At 44.1% G+C, this 25,879-nt stretch carries 22 protein-coding genes and 5 tRNA genes; 16 read left to right on the top strand and 11 right to left on the bottom strand.

The genetic code is table 11. The annotated features are described in order from the left end of the window. The first annotated feature begins 93 nt into the window (after nucleotides 1–93). Together BCV39_RS11840 and BCV39_RS11835 are read left to right on the top strand one after the other, a co-directional pair. Nucleotides 94–2,877, top strand: coding sequence for a heavy metal translocating P-type ATPase (locus BCV39_RS11840; protein ID WP_102432349.1), 2,784 nt, complete (start codon nucleotides 94–96; stop codon nucleotides 2,875–2,877). Continuing rightward, nucleotides 2,867–3,307 (top strand): DUF411 domain-containing protein, encoded by a 441-nt coding sequence (locus BCV39_RS11835; RefSeq protein ID WP_102432348.1) that lies wholly within the window; start codon nucleotides 2,867–2,869, stop codon nucleotides 3,305–3,307. The genes BCV39_RS11840 and BCV39_RS11835 overlap by 11 nt, the downstream gene beginning before the upstream one ends. Before the next feature lie 232 nt (nucleotides 3,308–3,539). Here the strand turns inward: BCV39_RS11835 and BCV39_RS11830 are convergent, their stop codons facing one another. Further along, nucleotides 3,540–4,196 (bottom strand): oligogalacturonate-specific porin KdgM family protein, encoded by a 657-nt coding sequence (locus tag BCV39_RS11830; RefSeq protein ID WP_019824160.1) that lies wholly within the window; start codon nucleotides 4,194–4,196, stop codon nucleotides 3,540–3,542. A 533-nt stretch (nucleotides 4,197–4,729) separates the two neighbouring features. Beyond that, nucleotides 4,730–7,381, bottom strand: coding sequence for a beta-N-acetylhexosaminidase (locus BCV39_RS11825; protein ID WP_102431664.1), 2,652 nt, complete (start codon nucleotides 7,379–7,381; stop codon nucleotides 4,730–4,732). A gap of 404 nt (nucleotides 7,382–7,785) precedes the next feature. Here BCV39_RS11825 and BCV39_RS11820 point away from each other — a divergent pair, with 404 nt between their 5' ends. Together BCV39_RS11820 and BCV39_RS11815 are read left to right on the top strand one after the other, a co-directional pair. Then, nucleotides 7,786–8,673 (top strand): TraB/GumN family protein, encoded by an 888-nt coding sequence (locus tag BCV39_RS11820; RefSeq protein ID WP_102431665.1) that lies wholly within the window; start codon nucleotides 7,786–7,788, stop codon nucleotides 8,671–8,673. A 121-nt stretch (nucleotides 8,674–8,794) separates the two neighbouring features. After that, nucleotides 8,795–9,217: a hypothetical protein gene (locus tag BCV39_RS11815; protein WP_102431666.1), complete on the top strand. Its 423-nt coding sequence runs from the start codon at nucleotides 8,795–8,797 to the stop codon at nucleotides 9,215–9,217. Between the two features lie 273 nt (nucleotides 9,218–9,490). Here BCV39_RS11815 and BCV39_RS11810 read toward each other — a convergent pair. Next, nucleotides 9,491–9,567 (bottom strand) — tRNA-Pro (locus tag BCV39_RS11810). Between the two features lie 255 nt (nucleotides 9,568–9,822). Between BCV39_RS11810 and BCV39_RS11805 the strand changes: the two genes are divergently transcribed. The 3 genes from BCV39_RS11805 (at nucleotide 9,823) to rluF (ending at nucleotide 12,043) form a co-directional block, all read left to right on the top strand. Continuing rightward, the gene (locus BCV39_RS11805) at nucleotides 9,823–9,963 is read left to right on the top strand and encodes a DUF3149 domain-containing protein (protein ID WP_017062321.1); all 141 of its coding nucleotides are present in this window, start codon (nucleotides 9,823–9,825) and stop codon (nucleotides 9,961–9,963) included. Between the two features lie 188 nt (nucleotides 9,964–10,151). Further along, nucleotides 10,152–10,733 carry a DNA endonuclease SmrA gene (gene smrA / locus BCV39_RS11800; protein WP_017062320.1) on the top strand — a complete coding sequence of 194 codons (582 nt, stop codon included), beginning with the start codon at nucleotides 10,152–10,154 and terminating at the stop codon, nucleotides 10,731–10,733. Between the two features lie 176 nt (nucleotides 10,734–10,909). Continuing rightward, the gene (gene rluF, locus BCV39_RS11795) at nucleotides 10,910–12,043 is read left to right on the top strand and encodes a 23S rRNA pseudouridine(2604) synthase RluF (RefSeq protein WP_048659785.1); all 1,134 of its coding nucleotides are present in this window, start codon (nucleotides 10,910–10,912) and stop codon (nucleotides 12,041–12,043) included. Between the two features lie 106 nt (nucleotides 12,044–12,149). Here rluF and ybaK read toward each other — a convergent pair whose 3' ends face one another. From ybaK to hemA, 8 genes are all read right to left on the bottom strand, one after another. Beyond that, entirely contained in the window at nucleotides 12,150–12,623 is a 474-nt protein-coding gene (gene ybaK, locus BCV39_RS11790; protein WP_102431679.1) for a Cys-tRNA(Pro) deacylase, read from the bottom strand. Nucleotides 12,624–12,741: 118 nt separating this feature from the next. Beyond that, nucleotides 12,742–14,403, bottom strand: coding sequence for a bifunctional UDP-sugar hydrolase/5'-nucleotidase UshA (gene ushA, locus BCV39_RS11785; protein WP_048659781.1), 1,662 nt, complete (start codon nucleotides 14,401–14,403; stop codon nucleotides 12,742–12,744). Nucleotides 14,404–14,909: 506 nt separating this feature from the next. Next, nucleotides 14,910–15,764 (bottom strand): 3-deoxy-8-phosphooctulonate synthase, encoded by an 855-nt coding sequence (kdsA, locus tag BCV39_RS11780; RefSeq protein ID WP_017069619.1) that lies wholly within the window; start codon nucleotides 15,762–15,764, stop codon nucleotides 14,910–14,912. A gap of 22 nt (nucleotides 15,765–15,786) precedes the next feature. Continuing rightward, on the bottom strand, nucleotides 15,787–16,596 hold the full coding sequence (locus tag BCV39_RS11775) for a SirB1 family protein (protein ID WP_017069620.1): 810 nt from the start codon (nucleotides 16,594–16,596) through the stop codon (nucleotides 15,787–15,789). Between the two features lie 28 nt (nucleotides 16,597–16,624). After that, nucleotides 16,625–17,008, bottom strand: a complete 384-nt coding sequence (locus BCV39_RS11770) for a SirB2 family protein (RefSeq protein WP_102431678.1) — start codon at nucleotides 17,006–17,008, stop codon at nucleotides 16,625–16,627. 203 nt (nucleotides 17,009–17,211) lie between these two features. Next, a complete protein-coding gene (gene prmC, locus BCV39_RS11765; protein ID WP_102431677.1) occupies nucleotides 17,212–18,072 on the bottom strand; it encodes a peptide chain release factor N(5)-glutamine methyltransferase in 861 nt (286 codons plus the stop codon). A 5-nt stretch (nucleotides 18,073–18,077) separates the two neighbouring features. After that, nucleotides 18,078–19,166, bottom strand: coding sequence for a peptide chain release factor 1 (prfA, locus tag BCV39_RS11760; protein WP_019821589.1), 1,089 nt, complete (start codon nucleotides 19,164–19,166; stop codon nucleotides 18,078–18,080). Between the two features lie 28 nt (nucleotides 19,167–19,194). Continuing rightward, complete coding sequence (gene hemA, locus BCV39_RS11755; protein WP_048659779.1) at nucleotides 19,195–20,454, bottom strand: glutamyl-tRNA reductase; 1,260 nt, start codon at nucleotides 20,452–20,454, stop codon at nucleotides 19,195–19,197. Nucleotides 20,455–20,614: 160 nt separating this feature from the next. Here hemA and lolB point away from each other — a divergent pair, with 160 nt between their 5' ends. The 9 genes from lolB (at nucleotide 20,615) to BCV39_RS11710 (ending at nucleotide 25,775) form a co-directional block, all read left to right on the top strand. Next, a complete protein-coding gene (gene lolB / locus BCV39_RS11750) occupies nucleotides 20,615–21,262 on the top strand; it encodes a lipoprotein insertase outer membrane protein LolB (protein ID WP_102431676.1) in 648 nt (215 codons plus the stop codon). After that, nucleotides 21,259–22,134, top strand: a complete 876-nt coding sequence (gene ispE / locus BCV39_RS11745; protein ID WP_048669175.1) for a 4-(cytidine 5'-diphospho)-2-C-methyl-D-erythritol kinase — start codon at nucleotides 21,259–21,261, stop codon at nucleotides 22,132–22,134. Before lolB ends, ispE begins: the two co-directional genes overlap by 4 nt. A gap of 27 nt (nucleotides 22,135–22,161) precedes the next feature. Beyond that, nucleotides 22,162–23,106, top strand: a complete 945-nt coding sequence (locus BCV39_RS11740) for a ribose-phosphate pyrophosphokinase (RefSeq protein ID WP_004739814.1) — start codon at nucleotides 22,162–22,164, stop codon at nucleotides 23,104–23,106. A 208-nt stretch (nucleotides 23,107–23,314) separates the two neighbouring features. Continuing rightward, nucleotides 23,315–23,905, top strand: coding sequence for an aminoacyl-tRNA hydrolase (gene pth / locus BCV39_RS11735; RefSeq protein ID WP_004739815.1), 591 nt, complete (start codon nucleotides 23,315–23,317; stop codon nucleotides 23,903–23,905). 10 nt (nucleotides 23,906–23,915) lie between these two features. Then, nucleotides 23,916–25,007, top strand: coding sequence for a redox-regulated ATPase YchF (gene ychF, locus BCV39_RS11730; RefSeq protein WP_010439159.1), 1,092 nt, complete (start codon nucleotides 23,916–23,918; stop codon nucleotides 25,005–25,007). Between the two features lie 280 nt (nucleotides 25,008–25,287). Continuing rightward, nucleotides 25,288–25,364, top strand: a tRNA-Met gene (locus tag BCV39_RS11725). A gap of 67 nt (nucleotides 25,365–25,431) precedes the next feature. Then, nucleotides 25,432–25,516: transfer RNA gene (locus BCV39_RS11720), tRNA-Leu, on the top strand. 30 nt (nucleotides 25,517–25,546) lie between these two features. Then, a tRNA-Gln gene (locus BCV39_RS11715) sits at nucleotides 25,547–25,621 on the top strand. A gap of 77 nt (nucleotides 25,622–25,698) precedes the next feature. Next, nucleotides 25,699–25,775, top strand: a tRNA-Met gene (locus BCV39_RS11710). Nucleotides 25,776–25,879 lie beyond the last annotated feature (104 nt).

Genomic DNA, 25,879 nt, shown 5'->3' with positions numbered 1-25,879 from the left:
CCTCTCTCATTCCCAAATTGAATCCACCAGCTAATGCACCACTAAGATCAAATTCTTGAATTTATGTTTGACCTTACCCTTACGGGAAGGTTTATGTTAGGCGTAGATGAGAATTGGAGTATCGATATGAACCACTACACAACCGCGCTCAACGGCTTAAATTGCATGGGTTGTGCGAAGAAAGTCCGCACCCTGTTTGCTGAACTCGACAATACGACGATCAATGATATATCGCCGACCTACATCGATATTTCGACTCCAATTAATTACGTTCAACTCAACGAACAGTTGGCGACGCTTGGTTATAGCATGGGCAATAAACTGCACCTTTCGTTATCCGGTCTTAGCTGCGGTAAGTGCGTTAGCAAGCTGACTCAAGCACTTGAACAAACCGAGCAAACCTCAAACCTAGAAGTCAGCAAACAAGAATTAGCACTAGTCACTCTACTTTCTGAATCCGAGGTGATTGAGTTGGTCGAAAGCGCGGGTTATCACGCAGCTCCCTACTCTGAAGCGAATGACCTCTCACCGAGTTCGGATTTAGAAGAAGATAAAGAATCTGCATCTACAAAAACAATGCCTACTGAACCCGTTGCGAGTCAATATACTTATCACCTTGTTCTTAAGGGGATGACGTGTGCGAGTTGTGTTTCTTCAGTCGAAAAAGCACTGAAAAAGAATGAATTCGTCGATCAAGTTCAGATCAACCTCGCCGAGCAAACAGCCTTGGTTTTCACCTCTCAAACACGTGACCTGATCGAAAACGAACTCATCCAATCGGTGAAAGCTGCAGGTTATGGCGCCGAGTTTGTTGACGATGCAGCAACACAACAACAAAAACAGCAAGAGCAACAACTTCGTACTCAACAGGCCTTCCTGAGAAATTCAGTAAGTGCGCTACTGCTTGGGGCTCCGCTGATGGCTTGGGGAGTGTTCGGCGGCAGCATGACCATTGCCACGTTTAACGACCAACTGGCTTGGGGGTTAGTCGGTGTGATCTGTTTAGTGCTGCTAGCCACTTCAGGTCGTAGCTTCTTCACCAATGCTTGGCAATCACTGATGCACAAGCGCGCGACCATGGATACGTTAGTTGCTTTGGGTACAGGCGCAGCATGGTTCTACTCCATGCTAGTTGTGTTGATTCCGTCATGGTTCCCTGAGGCCTCTCGCCATGTCTACTTTGAGGCAAGTGCGATGATCGTTGGTCTAATTTCTTTGGGCCACTACATTGAAGCCAAAGCCAAAGCTCGCACCACAAAATCACTACAAGCTTTGATTAACCTACAACCTCAAAAAGCGGTGGTGATTGTCGATGGCAAAGAACAAACTATTGCTGTAGAAGCTATCCAAGTAGGCATGCAAGTACGCGTCAAACCGGGTGAGAAAGTGCCAGTTGATGGTGTTGTGGTATCGGGTGAGTCTTACATCGATGAATCCATGTTGACCGGTGAACCACTTCCCAACGTTAAATCGATGAGTGATGGCGTTTCAGCGGGCACTATTAATGGTGATGGCAGCTTAGTTATTGAAGCGACAGGAATTGGCTCAAGCACCATGTTGGCTAGAATCATTCAAATGGTTCGCCAAGCACAAAGCAGCAAACCAGCAATTGCGAAACTAGCCGATTCTATATCTGCCATTTTCGTACCAGTTGTAGTCGCGATCGCAGCTGTTGCAGCCCTAGTTTGGTTTTTTGTAGGCCCACAGCCAAGTGCAAGTTACATGCTTGTTGTATCGACCACTGTGCTGATCATCGCTTGTCCATGTGCATTAGGCTTAGCCACACCGCTTTCGATTACTGTTGGCGTTGGTAAAGCGGCTGAGTTTGGCGTTCTGATCAAAGACGCCGATGTGTTGCAATCTGCAAGCAAAATCGATGCTGTTGTATTTGATAAAACAGGCACTCTAACCCAAGGTAAACCAAGCGTTCAGCAGGCGTTTTACCCTAATCTAACGGAACGGGAATTACTGGCTTACGCTTATTCAGTGGAAGTAGGGTCTGAGCACCCACTCGCCAAAGCCGTTTGCCAATATGCAGAGAGCTTGCATGTTTCAGCACTCCCACACAGCGACTTTGAAAACCGCCGAGGCCTTGGAGTACAAGCCAACATTAACGGAAAACACGTCCAAGTCGGCTCTCTTAAATACTTAACCCAACTTGGTATTGATACTCAAATAGGCCGTGACTTTATCGAACTTTGCCGTACACAAGCATGGACGCCAATCTTCGTAGTCATCGACCAAAAACTGGTAGGCATATTAGGCATTTCAGACGCGTTAAAAATAGATAGCACACAAGCCATTGCTCAACTAAAATCCGCCGGAATTCACACTGTGCTATTAACAGGCGACAACGATTCTGTTGCTCAAGCGATTGGCAAAAGCGTCGGTATTGATGAGGTTATCTCGGAAGTACTACCAGAGCAGAAAGCTCAGCATATTGTTCAGCTTCAACAACAATATAAGAGTGTGGCTATGGTTGGAGATGGCATTAACGATGCACCAGCGCTTGCTCAGGCCGACATAGGTATCGCAATGGGCAGTGGCAGTGATGTTGCGATTGAAAGTGCACAAATGACACTCCTCAACTCGTCGCCACTGTCTGTAAGCAACGCGATCGAGCTATCTCAAGCGACCGTAAGAAACATGAAGCAAAACCTATTTGGTGCCTTCATCTACAACTCGCTAGGCATTCCAATAGCAGCCGGTGTGCTCTACCCACTTTTTGGATTTTTGCTTAGCCCAGTAGTTGCAGGTGCAGCAATGGCGATGTCGTCAATTACTGTGGTAAGCAACGCCAACAGGCTGAGATTGTTCAAACCCACTCATTCTAATATCAATAATAACCATATTCATGAGGTTAACCATGATTCGTAAAGTTATGACTCTTACTGCACTCGCTGCAATTTCAGGACAGGCTTTGGCTACTGATGTGCTAAACCATAAATCTCCATATTGCGGCTGCTGCACTGAATGGACGGAGCATATGCGTGATTCCGGGTTCGATGTAACAGAGAAGCTCCACGATGATATGAACCCTATCAAGCAAAAGTTAGGCGTAACACAAGAGCTGTCTTCTTGCCACACCGCAGAGATCGACGGTTATGTATTTGAAGGTCACATTCCAGCAGAAGACGTAAAAGCCTTTTTAGAAAACCCACCACGTAATGCGATTGGTTTGGCGGTTCCGGGTATGCCAATGGGCTCACCAGGCATGGAGTATGGCGATAAGAAAGACGAGTATTCTGTGTATGTGTTTAATGAAAAAGGTCAGGTGTTTGAATACCGTCACTACAACGGGAAATAGAACCTAAACAGACCAACACACAACTATAAAAAAGAAGTCATAAAAATAGAGCCTAGCATTCAGTAAACCCAAGACTGTGGTTTACTTGCTAGGCTCTTTGCTTTTGGACAGTAAAGCAAATCTTGTCGCGGCACTAACCGGGCTGTTAGTGCCGCTATGTTCCCCTCGCTAATTAGCTAGCAAGCTATTTAACAAAGAAGTTCACTCAGCTTAAGCAGCTAAGCGAATCAGCTTAGAAGCCGTAAGAAGCACCGAATACGAATGCGTTGTTAGCATTATCAGCTTGGTTACGGTACTCAAAGTAAGGTTGAACACCTTGACGAGTCCATGTAGCACGAAGCTCGTGGTCCATTGTGTTGTCAGCATCGCTGATTACGTATACGTTGTTGTAGCTAAGCGCTAGTTCAGCATTTACTGCATAGCCGATACGGTTATCAAAACGAGTTTGGTCGTCAGCTTTGCTGTCTTCCATTGCGTGGTAACGAGTACGGTTGCTGATAGAGATACCGTTGTCGAAGTTATAACCGATCTTAACTAATGGACGATACTGAACCGTTTCGCCGTTGTTTAGTAGGTGGTGGTAACCAGCAGCAACCCATAGGTTGTCGTTGATGTTGTACATCTGCTCAACACCAAGAGTGATGTATGGAGAGTTACCTAGACCGCTATCTTGGATTGCGTCGTTGTCGTACTTACCAAGAGAGATACCATCAAACTCTGTTAGTAGCGTTGTACCTGAATCAAACGTGTGGCCCGCTTCTAGCGTAGACGTAGCGTTTGGTTGGAAATCAGAGTGAAATTGAACGTTACCTGTAACGTAAGAAGAACCAGCAAAAGCACTAGAAGCGAAAGCAAGAGAAAGAGCACTTAGAGCGATAATTTTTTTCATAGTAAACTGCCTTAGTTTGATTTTTTCAGCGGCATATCTTCGGTACATCATTCACCTTCACCGCTTGAGTAGTTGGTCGCCTCCCTGGCATGAAATCTATGTTGCTCGAATTAATTTGCGTTTCAAAATAAAAGGGGCGACAGAGTGATCCCTCTCACTATCAAAAAAAGACAAGTTATTTAACTCTTTAAAATCAATAATTTAAAAACATAAAAATTGATAAAAAACTCAAGATGGAAAAATATACAGATCGGGATCACGTTATTTCATGAAGAAAAATTAGATTCAGATAGTTGAATCACATCTGATTTAGAGTTTTTTACAGGGGACTTATTTTTTGAAGAGAATAATGAGAAGCGCGTCACTTTTGGGATTAAAGTCACCTTATGTGCATTGTTGACGATATAAACAAAGGCGATTTCTATATGTTTCAGTTTTGGATAAACACCTAATTCGCATCAAACAAAAAGAGCTCCCGTTTTATCTTGAATAAGATAAAGGTCAGGAGCTCTTTTACTAATAGTGCTTATCGATTATTTAACTGAGGTAACTCGACTTACTTTCTCACCACTTTCTGAAATAGAGCGGATGTAAGTTTCACCAGAGACCGATGGACGTTGTTGCTCATCATACGTTAGCCACTTTTCACCATCTGCTGAGTATTGAAGCTCTACACCTGGGAATTGAACGTTCATCGCTAACTTACCATCCACAACCAGAGCGCCCGGCACGGGTAGTCGGTAATCAATGCCCGCTTTTTCAAGCTTAGCCAGTTCACGTTGACCCACGATATTGGCGAAGCGATTGAAGTCGCTGTTTAGCGCTTGCTTATTCACTAGGTTAGTTTCTTGAGAGTATTCAACGCCAACCTTGTAGTCGTTTTCCCAATCTGCTCGGTGCCATGCGCGCTCTGCTGCTGCTAGTACGCGAGGGAACACCATGTATTCATATTGCTCATCGTTACGTACTGTCTCAGACCAAAGCTGTGCTGATAGACCGTAGAAAGGTTTCGCTTCGATTTCACCTTTGCCAATAAAGCCGTTGCCATCGCGGTCTACAGATGTTTCCGCGTTTTGAGGCATATTCTCTGGTGCAAAACCAAACATTTTACGAGTATCGGTTGCACGAGTACCCCAATAGTAACCACGCTCTTTCGAGTCAACCTCATATGGGAAGTCCATGTACACGTAGTCTGGGTTAGAAGCGATCACGTCGTAACCTTTCTTAGACCACTCGTACACTGATGATGTGCCCCCCCAGTAAAGAACGTCCCAGAAGTTAACGCGTGTGTTTTCTGTTGCGAACGCATTCTCACCTTCACTGTACTTAAGGCCATCTTGCCAAGCTTGGAAGTTTGGAATGCCCTTCTCAGCAACAATCTTAGACACCTCTTCTGCAAAGTGGCTTGGCAGGTGACCGAAATCACTTACTGTACCGTCTGCAATTAATTTCTGACATTGTGGAGACTGTTGGAATGGCTTATCTTGCTTAGACAAGTCAATGTTACCTTTCCAAGCCACTTTATCTTCTGCATTAATATCTTGTAAGCCAGCGCCTAACTTGATGTTTTTCGCTTCATCGCCACCAAAGTGCCAAGTCGTTAGCGGAACACCCGCTTCTTGGTGCATTGCTGCCACTTCAGAGATCACTTTATCAACAAAGTGCGTCGAAGATTCCATACATGGGTTAATGAAGCTTTGCTTATCGTAGAACTGAACCGTGGTTACGTTCGATGTATCTAGTGGATCCATCAAGCGGTATTCATTTGCTGCCGCTTCTTTACCTTCCGCCATTAGACGAGTGTAACGCGCTTCCATCGACACCACAGCAGAACGAGCGTGTGCTGGCATATCAATTTCTGGAATTACTTCGATGCTGCGCGCTTTTGCGTAGCTTAAGATCTCGACGTAATCCGCTTTACTAAAGAAACCAGAGCCAAAGTTGTCTGTTGTTGGACCTGACCCTAGCTGAGGCAGTAAACAGCTTTGCTCTTCCAAATCAAAACAACGATTAGACCCTACATCCGTTAGCTCTGGTAAACCTGGAATTTCTAAACGCCAGCCTTCATCATCTGTTAGGTGAAGGTGCAGTTTATTCATCTTGTATGCCGCCATTTGGTCTAGCGTTGCTAGGATGGCATCTTTTGAGTGGAAGTTTCGAGCTACATCCACCATCACACCACGGTAATCAAAGCGCGGTGCATCTTTGATCGACAGTTGTGGTAATGATTCAGCGTTCTGACTATCTATTAGGCCAAAAATAGACTGAACTGCGTAGAAAGCACCCGTTTTATCAAACGCTTTAATCGCAATCCCCTCTTCCGAGATGCTTAGTTCATAAGCGCCAGATTTTGCTAAATCACCCGTAAACTGAGTAGGAACAACGGCAACACTTACAGGAAGGTCACCACTCACATCTACGTTTACCACATCTGCACGTTCTTCAATTGCAGCGAACTGATCAGCGTCGAATGCGTCTTTTGGTAAAGCAATACCACCAGCAATACTTACTGAACCTTCACCCGCTTCTACCGACATTGGCGTTGGCAATAGCGTTGTTGATACATCTTGAGTTGCTAGATCAGCATTCTTTTCAAAACGCGTCACCGCTGTCGCCATTACGTTATTATCATCAGGCGTACGCTTAAGGTTATTACCCTCAAGGCCGGTTACGAACGATGCAACATCTTCTGTATTCAATGATGCAATCATCTTAGGTTCTGCGTTTGGCGCCGTCACGAATGCACCTGGCATAAAGTCAGTTTCAAACAGTTGCCAGTATTCACTCGTTAACGGAAGAACCACTTCTTCACCAGCCGCAAAGCCGTCAAATTTTTCAGTAGGTTCTAGCTTGTGAAGGTCACCAGTAACGCGAGTGATCTTAAATTGCTCATTATCAACATCTAAAATAAGACGAATACTGTGGAAGTAGATGCTCCAATCTTTAGAGTCAATCGCTTCACCGTCATTGGTTAGCGTCATGTTCACTTTATTACATGACGCCCATTCAGCACCTAGGTCCTGACAAGCCAAGCCTTCATTCGCACCATGGTTAGTTAGAATTTCGTACTGAACATCAAGATTATCAGCCAGTGCATTCACTACTTTTTGTTCTGGTGCTTGCGTTACTGCACAACCTGTTAGGCCAGCCAATACCGCTACAGATAGTAAGTTTCTCTTCAACATCGTATTCACCCATAAATTAAAAATTGAGTAAGAAGCAAATTGGAGCGCTTCGAAAGTTAGATAAACTATATGGGCTTATTTTTTACCGTGAATTAAATCGAGCTAATAAAGTGATCGGCTTCAAATCTCAAAAATATTGATAAATTTAATTTAAATAAAATCATCAAGTTACAAGCATCGACACTTCCGTCATTTTAATTTTGACGTAAAAATTGAGAATTAAATCACAATCTTTTTAAAGGATTTCATAAAATCGTGTCGTTGATAGAGAGAAAGGTTTAAGAGTTTGTTCGGGTTGTTATACTTTTCGTACAAACAACGTGACATCGTTCTCAAAAAAAACCGTTAAAAAACACCGTCAAAATCGATTTTAACGAGTTTAATACTTCCTAAAGGAGCTCCCTTTGCGCCCACTCTGGTACATGGTTTTATTCGTTTTCGCTTTTTCAACAAGGCAAGCGCTCGCCGAGCCTCTTTATTGGCAAGCAAAAAAGGATGAACTGACACTCACTATCTTAGGTTCTGTGCACGTTGGGGACGATAGTATGTACCCACTTCCTTCAGCGATCACCGACACGCTAAAAAACAGTGATGGGTTAGTTATCGAAACGGATATCAGAAAATCTGATGGCGTTGTATATCCCCGCAACAAACTCACTACAGCCGATGTACTCAATGAAGAACAGCTGCAATTATTAATCGACATCTCAAAATCATTGGATATGCCGACGCAACAACTGCTTAGCTCACCGCCTTGGGCGACATCTCTTTCCATACAGATGCAGCAGTTAAAAAATCTTGGTTATGGGTCCGCAGGAGGCGTTGATGCGACGCTAGCTTACAAAGCGACTATCCAAGATGTCCCGGTGATCAGCTTAGAGCCTCTTCAATTCCAAATAGACTTGATGACAAAACAGAAGGACGACGGTAAGGAGTGGTTAGTCAGTAGCCTTGAGGAATTTGACCAAACTGATCGTGTGGTTCATTGCCTAATAGAAAGCTGGAAAGCGGGTGATTTAGCAAAACTGGAAGCCTTCGCAAAGCTCTCTGAGATGTCGCCTGAACTAGAGAAAGCATTTTTAACCGATCGAAACATAGACTGGGCAAACAAACTAGCAGCCAATGATTGGAAACTCGACTCAAAAGGGAACTACTTGATTGTGGTTGGTGCCTTACACCTAGTTGGAGAAGGCAACCTTTTACACTTGTTAAAAGAGAAAGGTTTTAATGTCACTCAACAATCACAAAGCCAACAGGCTCAGTGTCAATTTGAGATTAGTGACGACAGCTAGTTCAACTCGAAGCCATGACCTTCTCCTAATATAAGCATTACCTAATAACAGAATCATTACATTTAATAGCACCATTGGGGTGCTATTATCTTTCGCTCTTTCTACCTACGGCGTTGTTCGAATGAAACCAGTACTTTTTGCTTTCCCTTTAGCCCTCACGATGCTGATGCCCTCAATAGCCTCAGCCAAAGAAACGTGCACCATTGAACAGTTTCAGGCTATAGATATTCAACCTGATGCTAAAGGCGGTGTCTTAGATAAAGAAAGCGGACAGTTCTTGATTACTGAGAAGCCACCAATGCGATGCGCGAACATTACGTTCACGACGTCTACAACACGCAACCGTATCGCAAGCCAAATGAATAGTAATTTTGAAGCAAGCTTTTACGATGGCAAGACGGGTAACTCTCACTCGGTGACTTTTAACGAAGATGAAGTACAAGCAGGTTACATTCGAATAGGCCCTAATAAACCAGCTGAAGCGTATGTTTGCTTTGTCACTTCAGAGACTCCAATCAAAAACATCACCTGTGATGTCAAGTAAACAGGTTTGGGGCTACTGGCTATTGGGTCAACCCTTGTCTCTATAAAGGGCATTTAGAACAACAAGAGATTCCCGACTCGCTCTAGGGAATGACGTACATACCGGAAAGCAAAAAAGCCGTAGCACCTTCTACTACAAAGAGTGCTACGGCTTTCTTTTATGTGGTCGGTGAAGAGCTATTTTGAACATCAGGCGAACCCCACCTAGGTTCAAATCCCATTTCCCTTCCCCTGAAACGACGAAAGCCTGCTCAATGAGCAGGCTTTCTAAATGTGGTCGGTGAAGAGGGATTCGAACCCCCGACCCTCTGGTCCCAAACCAGATGCGCTACCAAGCTGCGCTATTCACCGAGATATCTAACTGGCTGATTGCCTGTCGATGGAGCGTATAATACGGATTCTGAATTTATCCGCAAGCGCTTTTTCTCATATTTATTGTGAATTCCAATCGTTCGAACAAAAGACATACAACAACTCGCTTGATGTGACGAAAAACACACAGTTACCAACAAGTATTTAACTTATGAAACAGAATTGATCCAGATCAGTGAATTGATAACACCACTTAATACACTAACCCGTGTCATATAACTTTGAGGTATACACATGGACTTTTGGCTAGATCTCCTATTTGGTAATGCGGTGGGACTATCTTCAATGATAGTAATCTTCGGGGCTCTGGGTCTCATGATGTTTTATGGAGGCTTCTTCATCTACAAAGTTATGACTGAAAAATCTCCTCACTAGAATCGCTCAGCCTAAATCATTTACTTTTAAGCATTGTTTTACTTTATAAGTATTACTTTATTTTATAACTAAATGTAAAAACGCTTTGCACCGGAGCAGACTTATTGTCTTCTCCGGTTTTTTCATTTTTAAACCCAGCCTCAACTTAGGTATACTTACCCTATCCTTCCCAACTTGAGATACACAATATGTCTCATGATGACGACTTAGATCTCTTCCAAGAAATGATGGGCGATGTTAAACGTATCGACCATGACACCGCTGAACACCAAAAAGTACACCGAGTCACAGAATCTCACCTTGCTAAGCGTGAAGCCGCTATGTGGCTGTCTGACGACGAGAAAGACTACTTATCATTAGACTATTCGCCAATGATCAAGCCAGACGATGTCGTTGCTTATAAAAAAGACGGTGTACAAGAAGGCGTATACAAAAAGCTGCGCCTAGGCAAATACCCTATTCAAGCCAAGCTCGACCTTCATAGAAAAACACTGAAAGACGCACGTAACGAAGTGCTTTCATTTTTGCGTCAGTGTTTAAGAATGGATGTTCGTACCGTCATCATTGTTCACGGTAAGGGAGAGCGTTCGAACCCACCAGCAATGATGAAAAGCTACGTGGCAAATTGGCTCACGCAAATCAACGACGTTCAATGTGTTCATTCTGCTCAGCAATTTCATGGTGGTACGGGCGCTGTCTATGTCATGCTCAGAAAGAGTAATGAGAAAAAGCTAGAGAACAGAGAGCGCCATCAAAAGCGCACCAGTTAATAGGTTGAGATAGATAAACGGGCGAATAACGATTTGGCATCAGGATCGATATTTCGTGCCTAGACTCACACCAAGTGCTAAAATTGCCTCAGTTAACGAATTCCAACTCAAAGCAACTATCCAAAGGTTGCTTTTTGTTTATTTATATTTCCGTTGTGAAACGCTAAGAGAATATCATGTCACAAGAATCCCAAGCTAAACGCCTTAATAAATACATCAGTGAAACTGGTTTTTGCTCACGCCGCGAAGCCGATAAACTCATTGATGCAGGCCGAGTTACTATTAACGGTAAGATCCCTGAGATGGGCACTAAAGTCTTGCCAGGTGATGATGTTGAGATCGACAATAAGCCTGTTCGCTCAAAAGAGAAGCCGATTTACATTGCTCTTAATAAACCAACAGGTATCACCTGTACGACTGAGCGTGATATTCCTGGCAACATCGTCGACTTTATCGGCCACCACAAGCGTATTTTCCCTATTGGCCGCTTAGATAAACCTTCTGATGGCCTTATCTTCTTGACCAACGATGGCGACATCGTAAACAAAATCCTACGTGCAGGTAACAATCACGAGAAAGAATACGTGGTGCGTGTAGATAAGCCGATTACGACTGAGTTTTTGAAGCAAATGGGCGCTGGTGTCCATATTCTCGATACTGTTACCTTGCCATGTAAGGTCGAGAAAGAGACCAAGTTCTCATTCCGAATTACACTAACACAAGGCCTTAACCGCCAAATTCGCCGTATGTGTGAAGCGCTCGGTTACGAAGTATTTAAGCTGCGCCGTGTTCGTATTATGAATATCTCACTAGACGGTATTCCTAACGGCAAATGGCGCTACCTGAGCGACGAAGAGATCACCGAGATCTTGGCGATGTGTGAAGGTTCAGTAAGTACGGAAGATGCGTCAAAAATGAACGCGAAAGGTCAACGTATTCGTAAAGCGACTGACGCGAAACTTTTTGACAGCCGTGAAGAGAACCAAACTTCAACAGCACGTCGCAATCAAAAAGAGAACCGTACTCGCACTTACCGCGGTAACAATGCGGATGAATTCCGTCATGCGCCTAATTCAAAGCGTGGCCGCAATTCGTCGAACGGTGAAAGCGGTGGTAATACCGAGAACTGGAAATCAAACTCTCGTTCAGAGCGCTCTAATTCAGATAGAAACCGTTCGGATCGCAATCGTACCGATCGCGACAATACCGATCGTAGAAGCGGTAAACCGGCAAACCGCAGCCAAGATTCAAACAGACCGAACAAACCTGCACCAAAGCGTGTTGGTGGTACTTTAGGTCTTAAGAAGTAGTCAGAATCAGTAAGACGAGACACCCGATATAAAAACGCCCGTTAGATTAGTCTAGCGGGCGTTTTTGTTGGTCATTCGATAGTTTTATCGTCATGATGACGACAATCTATAAACATAGATCAGCAAACTGGCCTCGAGTCAGTTTTACTAAATCTTTCGGATCTAACTCAATCTCTAGCCCGCGCTTCCCTGCACTCACACAGATCGTTTCAAAATCGGTTGCGGTAGAATGAACAAAGGTAGGCAGTGCTTTTTTCTGTCCAAGAGGACTAATTCCACCAACAACATAACCCGTGGTTTTCTGAGCAATATCTGGATCAGCCATCTCTGCTTTTTTGCCTTTCGCTGCTTTTGCTGCCAGCTTTAAGTTTAGCTTCTGATCGACAGGAATAACGGCAACCGCCAAATCTTTAGCGACACCGTTCAAACAGAACAACAGCGTTTTGAACACACGTTTTGGGTCCTGACCTAGCGCTTCAACGGCTTCCAATCCATAGTTGGTATTATTCGCATCATGATGATACTGATGCACACTATGAGCGATTTTCTTTTTCTTGGCGAGATTGATTGCAGGGGTCATAACAAATCCAAACGATAGATAAACAAAAAGCGACGCCGAGGCGTCGCTTTAGTTAAATTTATCATGGTGCTAGAGTCAATCTAATTTAGCCCCTATTGATACAATTGCTTGGATTCAATTACTTGTAAACCATTTGGCCTGAAGGTGCATACTTGTTTACGTCAACCGGGCTGTTTGCTTCTAGGTACTCTTTCAGTACTTCAGCGTCAACAAAGCCAGTGTTTACGTAACCAGGGTGGTCAGACAGTTTAGGGTAACCATCACCACCAGCTGCGTTGAAGCTTGGCACCGTGAAACGGTATGTTTCATCTAAACGTAGCTGTTTACCACCGATGAATACATTCGATACTTCACCGTTTGCCACTGTCATTGAGATACCAGCAAACTGTGCGTAAGCACCAGAATCGATTGGTTTAGTCGCCACTACATTTAGGTAATCTAGAACTTCTTTACCCGTCATGTCTGTGTAAGTCAGGATGTTTGCAAAAGGTTGTACTGTTAGTACGTCTTTGTAAGTCACATCACCGGCTTCAATTGAATCACGTACACCACCAGAGTTCATCACAGCGAAGTCTGCTTTTGCACGCTCCATGTGAGACGTTGCAATCAAACGACCTAGGTTAGTCTGTTGGAAACGAACAACGTTACGGTCGCCTTCAAGCTTGCCATTAGTTTCAGCAATTTGAACTTCTAGCTGTGCTTGACCTTGCTCTTGGAAAGGTCGTAGGAATTCAAGTAACTCTGGGTCTTGTGCGATTTCATCTTGAATAAGAACACGTTGCTTCTTACCGTCGATCTTAACTTTCTTTTTAAGGTTAACTGGAATCAGATCGTAGCTCACCATCTCTAGTTCGCCGTTACGGAATTCGTAATCAGCACGGCCTACGTACTTGCCCCACTCATGAGCTTGAACGATGTAAGTACCGTTCTGTACGTCAGGCTTACACTCATCACCCGGCTTGAAGTTTTTCTTCGCTACGTTAGGGCCTTCCATACATACGGGCTCTTGAGAGTGACCACCAACGATCATGTCTAGATCGCCTTCGTTTAGGTAACGAGCGAGTGCTACATCACCCGGAGCGTTAACACCACGTTGACCATTTTCGTAGTGACCCATGTGAGTCACAGCAAAGATTAGATCCGGTTTTTCTGTTTCTTTAAGTTCAGCGATTAGCTTCTTCGCTTCTTCTTTAGGGTCACGGAAATCGATGCCTGCGATAAATTCAGGGTTACCAATCTTTTGGGTATCTTCAGTTGTTAAACCAATAACCGCAATCTTGATGCCTTGCTTTTCAAACATTTCGTACGCTTGGAATTTACGTTCGCCTGTCGCTTTATCGTAGATGTTTGCAGATAACATTGGGAAGTTAGCCCAGTCGATCTGCTTTTGTAGTACGTCTAAAGAGTTATCAAACTCGTGGTTACCCAATGCCATTGCATCGTAACCAATTTTGTTCATACCTTTAAAATCAGGTTCTGCGTCCTGAAGGTCTGACTCTGGAACACCCGTGTTGATGTCACCGCCAGATAGAAGCAACACGCTACCGCCTTCTGCTTCAACTTCTGAACGAAGTTGGTCAACAAGCGTTTTACGCGCAGACATGCCGTATTCGCCGTATTTATTCTGCCAGAAACGACCATGGTTATCGTTTGTGTGAAGAATCGTTAGCTTGTAAGTTTCGTCTTGGTTCCAATCATGAGCTGATTGAGACGCACACCCAGCTAAAGTAGCTAGGATTGCAGCACTTAGTGCTGTCTTTAGAATAAGGCGTTGCTTCATTGTCATACCTTTGAACTTTTTAGGGGAATCCACTGCTTTTTATAATCTATTGCGACCCCTTTCCTGGAGTTCGAACAATAAGACTTCAACATGACTAATCTTAAATTAACATTCTAGATGTAACACGACGATTTCATATTTATGTCGAATTGGTCACGCATAGATCAACAGTTAAGTGTAACAAAATTATGAGATTACACTCAAACTTCCCCTGCATCACAGGCAATCGTTTACTTATAAAGTGTGATGAACATCAGTAATTTACTGTAAACAGGACAGACCTCACACACTCATGGTTATTTCTTAGGGAGTCAAAGATTCTGTTAACAAGGGTTTAATCATCTAGCGCTAATTAGCGCTCAAAAGAACAGATAAGCGCACAACGAAACGAACTGATACCCAGATAAACAAAAACGCCCAACTCTTAGAGTTGGGCGTTTATTTGATATCGTTAAATAACCACTTTAACTAATTTACATTAGCGAGTTATTTAACATCAGCTTCAGCTACTTAATATCGATGTGCTCAAAGCCTTTGATAAGGTCATCCAGTGCTTTCATCTGCTTCAAGAACGGCTCTAGTTTGTCTAGAGGTAGCGCAGATGGGCCATCACAGCGAGCTTGGTCTGGGTTAGGGTGAGCTTCAATGAACAGACCCGCAATACCTGTCGCAAGACCCGCTTTAGCAAGCTCAACCGTTTGCTCACGACGGCCGCCAGATGCAGCACCTGATGGGTCACGCATTTGTAGAGAGTGCGTCACATCGAAGATGATTGGGCTACCGTTTGAAGACTTCTTCATTACGCCAAAGCCAAGCATATCAACTACTAGGTTGTCGTAACCCATGCAAGCGCCACGCTCACAAAGGATGATGTTGTCGTTACCACACTCAGCGAACTTATCAACGATGTTGCCAACTTGGTTCGGGCTCATGAACTGAGGCTTCTTCACGTTGATTACTGCGCCAGTCTTAGCCATTGCTTCAACAAGATCAGTTTGACGAGCTAAGAATGCAGGTAGTTGGATCACATCAACCACATCCGCAACAGGCTGAGCTTGGGCTTCTGTGTGAATATCAGTAATGATCTTCACGCCGAAAGTGTCTTTCAGCTCTTGGAAGATTTTAAGACCTTCTTCCATGCCTGGACCACGGTATGAATGAACTGAGCTTCGATTCGCTTTATCGAAAGACGCCTTAAATACGTAAGGGATGCCCAGCTTCTCTGTTACTTTTACATAGTGCTCACAGATCTGCATAGCGAGATCGCGAGATTCAAGAACGTTCATGCCTGCAAATAGCGTAAATGGCTTGTCGTTAGCAATTGGCATATCGCCAATATGAACTGTTTTCTGTTCCATCATATTCTCTCTAAATAATTATTAATTAGTGAACAACCACTGTCTTTTCGTTCATGACGTTCACTTGAGATTTCAGTAACTCAGATGCAGGGTCATCTGGGCATTGGTCGATAAAGTATTGATAATCCGTTGCAGCCACTTGATGACAGTCTAGCTGCTGATAGATAAAACCGCGGTCACGGATTTCATACGGGTCATCCGGCACAAACGTTAACGCCAGATCGGTACACTTCAATGCAAGTGTATAACGCTCTTCTCGCAGCAGTGCACTCTTGAGCAGAGCTAACCACTTACCAATAATTGTTGGATGGTCGGCGACTTCCAAGTGCTCAGGTTTCACCTTAGCTAATGGGCCATCATGCCCAATTAACCATGCTCGCAACGTTTGTTCGCCAACGTACTCACCGTTATAAGGGTTAATGTAGGCCGCAGCTTGCCCGTACCAGCTTACTTTAAGTAAGAATTGAGTCGGGAAAGAGACGCCCTCTACAGGAAAGCCTAGCTTGCGACCTAGAAAAAGAAAGATCGCCCCCAGACTCACTGGAATGCCTTTCTTTCTCTCAAGCACTTTATCAATGAATGCGTTTTCTGAAGAGAAGTACGCGTCCTTATCGCCAGCAAAACCCCACTCGTAGAAGAATAGTCGAATAAAAGACTCAAACTTCTGCTGTTCGTCGGTTTCATGAACCAAAGCAAACTCAGCTTCTTTAAACAATCTTGCCAGCTCTTGCTCAGCCCAACTGTCTTGGGTTTCTGGGTTAATCGCTTTATTTAAGATCAATGCACCTTCAGCTAATTCTAGCTGGTCAAAGTCTTCATCAAAAAATTCGTACATAGATAGTTAACCGAAAATAAGGAGATAATTAACCGAAAAATGTTGGCGTCTTGGTCATTGCGATTTTGCCTGCCATTGCTAACCAGCCAAGTGCACCGAAGAAAGAGAAAACTCTCAATAGCTTGTTCTTACCTAGCTTAAGTGCAAAGAAGCCCAATGCAATGTAAGCCATAACACAGGTTAGTTTTTCAGTTAACCATGGTGCTGCAGGTGTAAATGGAATAAAGCCGGTGATAAAAATCAAACCAATACCCGATAGCAGTAGCAACGAATCATTGATATGAGGAAAACGCTGCAAGAAAGGATGCTTAAGCTTTGGAGAGTTAGCCATCATAAGAGCGAAACGAACCGAAAGAAGTAGCGCGCTTATCGCAATCGTTAATAGGTGAAAATGTTTTAAACCTTCGTACATGGTATTCCTTTATATTTTTATATGTGCTTCATTAACACGAGCCACACAATACCCGTTAATGCTCTGTATTTCTGCGTTAAATGCATCATCGGGTGAAATGTATTGTCGAGTTAAAGGTATCAATTTAGCAAGTTCATCATCTATTGCTCACAAGACGATTAACCGCAGCCGATGGACAGTCACTATCTATGAACAGTCACTAACTATGAACAGTAACGACCCAATGTCACTCGGTCATTACCACCGTAATCTTTCTCTGTGACAACATCGAGATAACCGAGCGCCTGCATTATCTCACGCACCGCCAAGCCTTGGTCGTAACCGTGTTCAAACGCCAACCAGCCTTCATTTTCCAAAAAGCCACGTGCATTTTCAGAAATATAGCGAATGTCAGCCAGTCCTTTCTCTTCAGCAACCAATGCGGTAATTGGCTCAAAACGCACATCCCCTTGAGATAAATGAGGATCATCTTTCTCAATATAAGGTGGGTTAGAGACAATCAGAGAGAACTTCACAGCTTCTTCAGAGCTCAAAGGCTCAAACCAACTGCCATGTAAAAACGTAGCGTTGGTGATGTTTAAGCGCTTCGCATTTTCTGTCGCCAGCTGCTGCGCTTCAGGGCGAAGATCAATACCCGTTACCTGTCGGTTCGGCATCTCTGACGCCAATGCTAACGCGATAGCACCTGTACCTGTCCCTAAATCTAGAATCGCACCTTGCTTGCCGTAAGTTTTATCCAAAGCCACCTCAACCAAACGCTCAGTATCTGGGCGTGGAATTAAGGTAGAAGGAGAAACTTTTAACGGCAGTGACCAAAACTCACGCTCACCGATAATATAAGCCACAGGCTCACCAGTTAAGCGACGTTTTAGAAGGGCATTGAATTCAGACTCTTGCTCTGAGGTGAGATGCTTCTCAGGCCAAGTCAGTAGGTAAGATCTTGGTTTATCTAAGGCGTGACAAAGCAGTACCGCTGCATCAATAGAGGGTGATGTGTTATCACCCTCTTGAAGCTTTACGATTGCTGCTTTTAAAGCACTTTCAACCGTATATGCTGACTGCATACAGGTTAGTTGTTCTCTGCAAGTGCAGCAAGCTGATCGGCTTGGTGCTCTTGAAGTACAGGATCAAGCAAGCTTTGCATGTCACCTTCAAGTACTTCGTTAAGACGGTAGATAGTAAGGTTGATACGGTGATCCGAAACACGACCTTGTGGGTAGTTGTACGTACGAATACGGTCACTACGGTCACCAGAACCTAATAGGTTACGACGTGTATCAGAAACCGCTGCCGCGCGGCGCTCTTCTTCTGCTTGAACAATACGAGCAGCAAGAACAGCCATCGCTTTCGCTTTGTTTTTATGCTGAGAACGCTCGTCCTGACACTCTACTACTGTACCCGTTGGTAAGTGAGTAATACGGATTGCTGAATCCGTGGTGTTAACGTGCTGACCACCCGCGCCTGATGCACGGAAAGTATCAATTTTAAGATCGCCCGCTTTGATTTCAGGCAGATCAGCTTCTGGGATCTCAGGCATAACTGCAACTGTACATGCTGACGTGTGAACACGGCCTTGAGATTCAGTTTCAGGTACACGTTGTACACGGTGACCGCCCGACTCAAACTTCATGGTGCCGTAAACAGCATCGCCGCTTACCTTAGCGATCATCTCTTTGTAGCCGCCTTGTTCAGAAGCATTGCTGCTCATGATTTCAACGCGCCAACCTTTCTTCTCAGCAAACTTAGAGTACATACGGAACAGGTTGCCCGCGAAGATACCCGCTTCATCACCACCCGCGCCTGCACGGATTTCAAGGAAACAGTTGCGCTCATCGTTTGGATCTTTTGGAATCAGAAGAATCTGTAGCTCATCAGTCAAACGTTCAATCGCCGCTTTTGCGTCTTTGATTTCGTCTTGAGCCATTTCACGCATTTCAGCGTCATCTTCGTTCGCCATCTCTTCAGCAGCTTCTAAATCTTCTTGAGCTTGCTGGTATGACTGGAAGCAAGCCGTTACTTCTTCTAGTTGAGAGTACTCTTTAGAAAGTGCACGGAATTTGTCTTGATTCCCGATTACATCTGGATCACCAAGTAGATGTTGAACTTCTTCATAGCGTTCAACAAGTGTTTCAAGCTTTACTAGAATCGAGGCTTTCATAATGTCTTATTCTGTTGGAGGTCTAATATTATTGAGGGTTTTCTAAGCCCAAACTCTGTCTAATGACCATTAATTTTGCAGGTTCTCCTTGCTCTGCTGCACTTTGAAGTGCGCGCGTTGGAGCATGGATCAATTTGTTTGTGAGCTTATTGCTTAGCTCAAGTAAGACTTTTTCAGGGTCACCGCCAGCGGCAAGTGATTGTAAACTCTTACTTAATAATTCTTCTCGGATTTCGTTGGCCGATTTACGGTAGTCACGAATACTGTCTACTGCTTGCAGTGAACGCATCCAACTCATGAATGCCGCACTTTCTTCGCTAACTATTGCTTCCGCTTGAATCGCTTCCACTTTGCGTTGTTCAATGTTGCCATCAACAATCGACTGCAGATCATCCACAGAATAAAGGTAGGCGTCGTTTAATTCGCCGACCTGAGATTCCACATCACGCGGAACCGCAATATCAACCAATAACATAGGTTGATGTTTTCTCGTCTTCAGCGCGGTCTCTACCATACCCTTACCTATAATCGGTAACGGACTGGCGGTTGAGCTGATCACGATATCCGCTCGATGCAGATGATCAGGGATCTCATTTAGGCTGATCACTTCAGCACCAAACTCTTCAGCCAGCCCTAAAGCACGCTCACGAGTTCGGTTAGCCACTATCATCTTGGTACAGCCATTTGCTGAAAGATGCTTAGCCACCAACTCAATCGTTTCACCCGCCCCCACCAATAACACGGTTGAATCGGCAATCGATTCAAATATGTGCTTGGCTAACGTACAAGCTGCGTAAGCAACCGAAACCGCGCTTCCGCCGATCTCCGTTTCAGTTCGAACACGCTTCGCGACAGAGAATGATTTCTGGAACAGTTTTTCCATTGAAGCATCAACAGATTTGTTCTCTCGCGAGTCTGTATAAGCTTGCTTCACCTGACCTAAGATCTGTGGCTCGCCCAATACTAAAGAGTCCAAACCACAAGCTACACGCATTAAATGTTTAATCGCAGCCTGCTCTTCATGGATATAAAGGCTTGGTTTTAGCTCTTCAGGGCTAACTTGATGGAAAACTGACAACCAATCGATCAACTTGTTTTTTGCCACGCCTTTGACGTCACAATACACTTCAGTTCGATTACAGGTAGAAAGTATGACACTTCCATTTACGTGTGCATTTGCGTTAAGTTGCTTGAGTGCCTCAGATAATTTATCTGGACCAAAAGCGACTTTTTCTCGCAATTCAACCGACGCTGTATTGTGATTGATACCTACGGCAAGCAAAGACATGTATCAGAAGTTCTCGATCAGGGAATGGAAACAAGGGGCGAATTTTACTTGATGCATGGCTCTATTTAAAGAGCAAGCGGGATTTGTTTTCCTGACTTCGTGAATTCAATGCTATAGTTGAAGCGTTTTTTAGATAAATTTGAACAAGTTGTGAGCAAATATGAGCAAGCTTCTCAAAATCACGTCTCTTATTTTTATGACCATAATTATGGTGGGTTGCTCGTCTATCCCAGAACAACCAACCAGCGTCGAGTGGCAAAGTCACCAAGATCGGCTTTTACAGATAGAAAACTATCAAGCGTCAGGCAAGCTCGCTTACATTTCCCCAGAGCAACGCCAAAGCCTCAATTTCATTTGGAAGCACTCTCCAAATAAAAGTCAATTAAGGCTTACGACGTTTCTCGGTCAAACCGCATTGAACCTAACCATTGATCCATCGGGTGCAAAAGTCGTGACCTATGATGACCAAATCTTTACTCATGCGAGTGCTTCAATCTTGGTTGAGCAGCTGACAGGCTTACAGATCCCCATTGATCATCTACCACAATGGTTCCTTGGCATTCCAGACCAAGCCGATTCCTATCAACTCAACAGCACCAACACGCTTGAATCTCTGTCCAAACAAGTCAGCAGTCAATTATGGACACTGAATTTTGCTAACTATCGCAATACAGAGATGCCGAGTAAGCAACTATCGAATGAAGACAACGCAAAAGTAGAGACAATCCCACTCCCTACTCGATTGTCATTCAAGCAAAACGAGAACAAAATCAACATTGTAGTTTCGAAGTGGACACTGAAAAAATGATAACAACGCCAACCCATTGGCCCTCTCCGGCTAAACTGAATTTATTTCTCTATATCACTGGTCGACGTGACAATGGCTATCACGAACTTCAAACCTTATTTCAGTTTGTCGATTTTGGTGATGAACTGACGGTCACTGCAAATAAAAAAACAAGTGCGATCACAATAAGCCCTGCAATTCCGGGCGTTGCTACAGAAGACAACCTTATTTGGAAAGCGGCTACGGCCCTTCAACAATACACATCGACCTCTTTCGGTGCGGATATTGAACTCAAGAAAGTGCTGCCTATGGGTGGTGGTATTGGTGGAGGCTCTTCAAACGCAGCAACCGTGTTGGTCGCCCTGAATTATTTATGGCAACTCAACCTCTCGGATGATCAGCTCGCTAAGATCGGTTTGAAGCTTGGTGCTGACGTTCCTGTCTTCGTTCGAGGCTACGCCGCCTTTGCTGAAGGCGTTGGAGAACAGCTACAGCCAGCTAATCCGGATGAGAAATGGTATCTTGTGGTTAAACCTCAAGTGAGCATAGCAACTGTAGACATATTCACACATTCAGAATTAACTCGAAACACGCCAAAGCGAGCGCTATCAACGCTTCTAGAGCAAGAATACGTAAACGATTGCGAAAAAATTGTGCGAATGCTGTACCCAGAGGTTGATAAGCAACTTTCATGGCTGCTACAATACGCGCCGTCGAGATTGACTGGCACAGGTTCGTGCGTTTTTGCTGAATTTAACAGCGAAAAAGACGCCGAATTGGTGCGAGAACAACTGCCTGACACAGTTTCCGCTTTCGTAGCGAAAGGAAGAAACATTTCTCCTTTAAAAGAAACTCTGGCTGAATACCAATCAGCCCACCCACAATCTATTTAAAACTGGACGCAACCCGAGGTTTCCACCGTGCCTGATATGAAGCTATTTGCTGGTAACGCAACACCTGAACTAGCCCAACGTATTGCTGATCGTCTATACATCTCTCTTGGCGATGCTACTGTAGACCGTTTTTCTGATGGCGAAGTCGCTGTTCAAATCAATGAAAACGTTCGTGGTAGCGATGTATTCCTGATTCAATCAACTTGTGCACCAACCAATGACAACCTTATGGAATTGGTGGTAATGATTGACGCAATGCGCCGTGCTTCTGCTGGCCGTATTACTGCTGTAATCCCTTACTTCGGTTATGCCCGTCAAGATCGTCGTGTACGTTCTGCTCGTGTGCCAATTACTGCAAAAGTTGTTGCAGATTTCCTTTCTAACGTTGGCGTTGACCGCGTTCTTACTATCGACCTACACGCAGAGCAAATCCAAGGCTTCTTCGATGTACCAGTTGATAACATCTTCGGTACTCCAGTTCTTCTAGAAGACATGGCTAACCGTGGCCTAGAAAACCCAGTTGTGGTTTCTCCAGATCTTGGTGGTGTTGTACGTGCTCGTGCAACGGCTAAAGCGCTAGGTGATGTTGACATCGCTATCGTTGATAAGCGTCGTCCACGTGCTAACGTTTCTGAAGTAATGAACCTAATCGGTGATGTTGAAGGCCGTGACTGTGTTATCGTTGATGACATGATCGATACAGGTGGCACACTATGTAAAGCAGCTGAAGCACTTAAAGAGCGCGGTGCTAAGCGTGTATTCGCTTACGCAACTCACGCTGTTTTCTCTGGTACTGCTGCGAACAACATCAAGAACTCTGTTCTAGACCAAGTTATCGTAACGGATTCTATCTCTCTATCTCCAGAGATGGCTGCGACTGGTAAAGTGACAACACTTAGCCTTTCTCGCATGCTTGCTGAAGCGATTCGTCGTATCAGCAACGAAGAATCAATCTCAGCGATGTTCAACTAATCAGAGCTCAATAGCTTTGTTTTAGAAACACGTGAGAGAAAAACATTAAGCACTTCATTCAATGAAGTGCTTTTTTTATGTCTGAGTAATATTGCCCTACTAGTTATCACAAACAGGAATAATCGCGCAGCTATCAGCTAGCTCGCACCTTTTTCATAAACTGTGATATCATACGGCGCTTTTTGAAATCCCAAGAGAGATCCATACCTTGAGCCAACAAATAAAACTTCTCGTTGGACTGGCTAATCCAGGTCCAGAATACGCCAAAACTCGCCACAATGCGGGTGCTTGGGTAGTTGAAGAATTAGCGCGTGTACATAACGTGACACTAAAGAACGAACCAAAGTTCTTTGGCCTAACGGGTCGTATCATGGTTCACGGTGAAGATCTTCGTTTGCTGATCCCAACTACTTTTATGAACTTGTCAGGCAAAGCAGTTGCAGCCTTAGCAAAGTTCTACCAAATTAAACCTGAAGAGATCATGGTCGCTCACGACGAGTTAGATCTGCCTCCTGGTATTGGAAAGTTTAAAAAAGGTGGTGGTCATGGTGGACATAATGGTCTGAAAGACATCATCAGCAAACAGGGTAACAATAAAGAATTCTATCGTCTTAGATTAGGCATTGGCCATCCAGGACACAAAGATAAAGTTGCAGGTTATGTATTAGGCAAAGCTCCTCAAAAAGAGCAAGAGTGTATCGAGGCCGTCGTTGACGAATCGGTTCGCAGCCTAGACATCTTATTGAAAGATGGCCTACCAAAAGCACAAAATCGCTTACATACGTTCAAAGCAGAATAAGGTTTATATCATGGGTTTTAAATGTGGCATCGTTGGTCTACCAAACGTTGGTAAGTCAACTCTGTTTAACGCACTGACTAAAGCAGGCATCGAAGCAGCAAACTTTCCATTTTGTACGATCGAACCAAACACAGGTATCGTTCCGGTTCCAGATCTACGCTTAGATGCATTAGCAAAAATTGTTAATCCACAGAAGATCCTTCCAACGACAATGGAATTCGTAGATATCGCGGGCCTAGTAGCTGGCGCATCTAAAGGTGAAGGTCTTGGTAACAAATTCCTAGCTAACATCCGTGAAACTGACGCTATCGGTCACGTTGTGCGCTGCTTTGAAAATGAAAACATTGTTCACGTTGCTGGCAAAGTATCTCCAATCGAAGATATCGAAGTGATCAACCTTGAACTTGCACTGGCTGACTTAGACAGTTGTGAGCGTGCAATTCAACGTAACGCGAAGAAAGCAAAAGGCGGCGACAAAGACGCTAAATTCGAAATCACTGTACTAGAAAAGCTACTTCCAGTTCTAACAGAAGGTGGGATGGCGCGTACTGTTGAACTTGGCAAAGAAGAAGCGGCAGCAATCGGCTACCTAAACTTCCTAACGCTTAAGCCAACAATGTACATCGCAAACGTTGCAGAAGATGGTTTTGAAAATAACCCATACCTAGACGCTGTTCGTGAATACGCTGAAAACGAAAACAACGTAGTTGTTGCTGTTTGTGCAGCAATCGAATCTGAGCTTTCTGAACTTGACGACGAAGATCGCGAAGAGTTCCTAGCGGATATGGGTATCGAAGAGCCAGGTCTTAACCGAGTGATCCGCTCTGGTTACGAACTACTGACTCTTCAAACTTACTTCACAGCTGGCGTTAAAGAAGTTCGTGCTTGGACAATCCCTGTAGGTGCAACTGCGCCACAAGCAGCGGGTAAGATCCACACAGACTTCGAGAAAGGTTTCATCCGTGCTGAAGTTGTTGGATTTGATCACTTCATCGAATTTAACGGTGAGAGCGGAGCGAAAGACGCAGGTAAATGGCGCCTTGAAGGTAAAGAATACATTGTTAAAGATGGTGACGTTGTTCACTTCCGCTTCAACGTATAATTCTGATTAAACATCTAGAAAAAAGGCCAGTGAATTCACTGGCCTTTTTGTTTTTCCCCTTTCTAAATTGCCCCTCATCAGAAACTTAACTTCCTATATATATCGCCTTTTTGACCTGTTTTTTGTCGACAAATACGCCTCTTTGCCTAAAAAGAAACCGAACAGATGTTTATTCGCGATTTATTCAAAAAAAAAGTTGACGGGTTTCGCTCAACTACGCATAATGCGCCCCGTTCACAACGAAGCGGCAACGTCTCGAAATGAACGACAATTTGGAAATGGCTACTTAGCTCAGTTGGTTAGAGCACATCACTCATAATGATGGGGTCGCAGGTTCAAATCCCGCAGTAGCCACCATTTCCTAAGCACTCTGTTTGTTATTAAATACATGTTTATTAACGACAAGAGTTTTTAGGAAAGTAAAGCGGTCGTGGCGGAATTGGTAGACGCACCAGATTTAGGTTCTGGCGCCGAGAGGTGTGAGAGTTCAAGTCTCTCCGACCGCACCATTATTTAGATATCTTAAGTGATATCATTGTTGGGCTATCGCCAAGCGGTAAGGCACTGGCTTTTGATGCCAGCATTCCCTGGTTCGAATCCAGGTAGCCCAGCCACTATTTAAAGTGTAATTATCTTTAAAAAGATAATGGCATTGGAAGCGAGATTATATTATATTACTTCGCTCTCAGATGGCTACTTAGCTCAGTTGGTTAGAGCACATCACTCATAATGATGGGGTCGCAGGTTCAAATCCCGCAGTAGCCACCATTCTTTCTTTATGAAAGAAGAACAAACAACGTTATATTGAATCACCAATGTCGATATAACTATACTCTTCGCTAGAGTAAAAGCTTTGCTGCGGTCGTGGCGGA

This window comes from Vibrio sp. 10N.286.55.E10 (assembly GCF_002872555.1).
GTDB lineage: Bacteria > Pseudomonadota > Gammaproteobacteria > Enterobacterales > Vibrionaceae > Vibrio > Vibrio crassostreae.
This window is presented reverse-complemented; position numbering and strand designations above follow the sequence as displayed.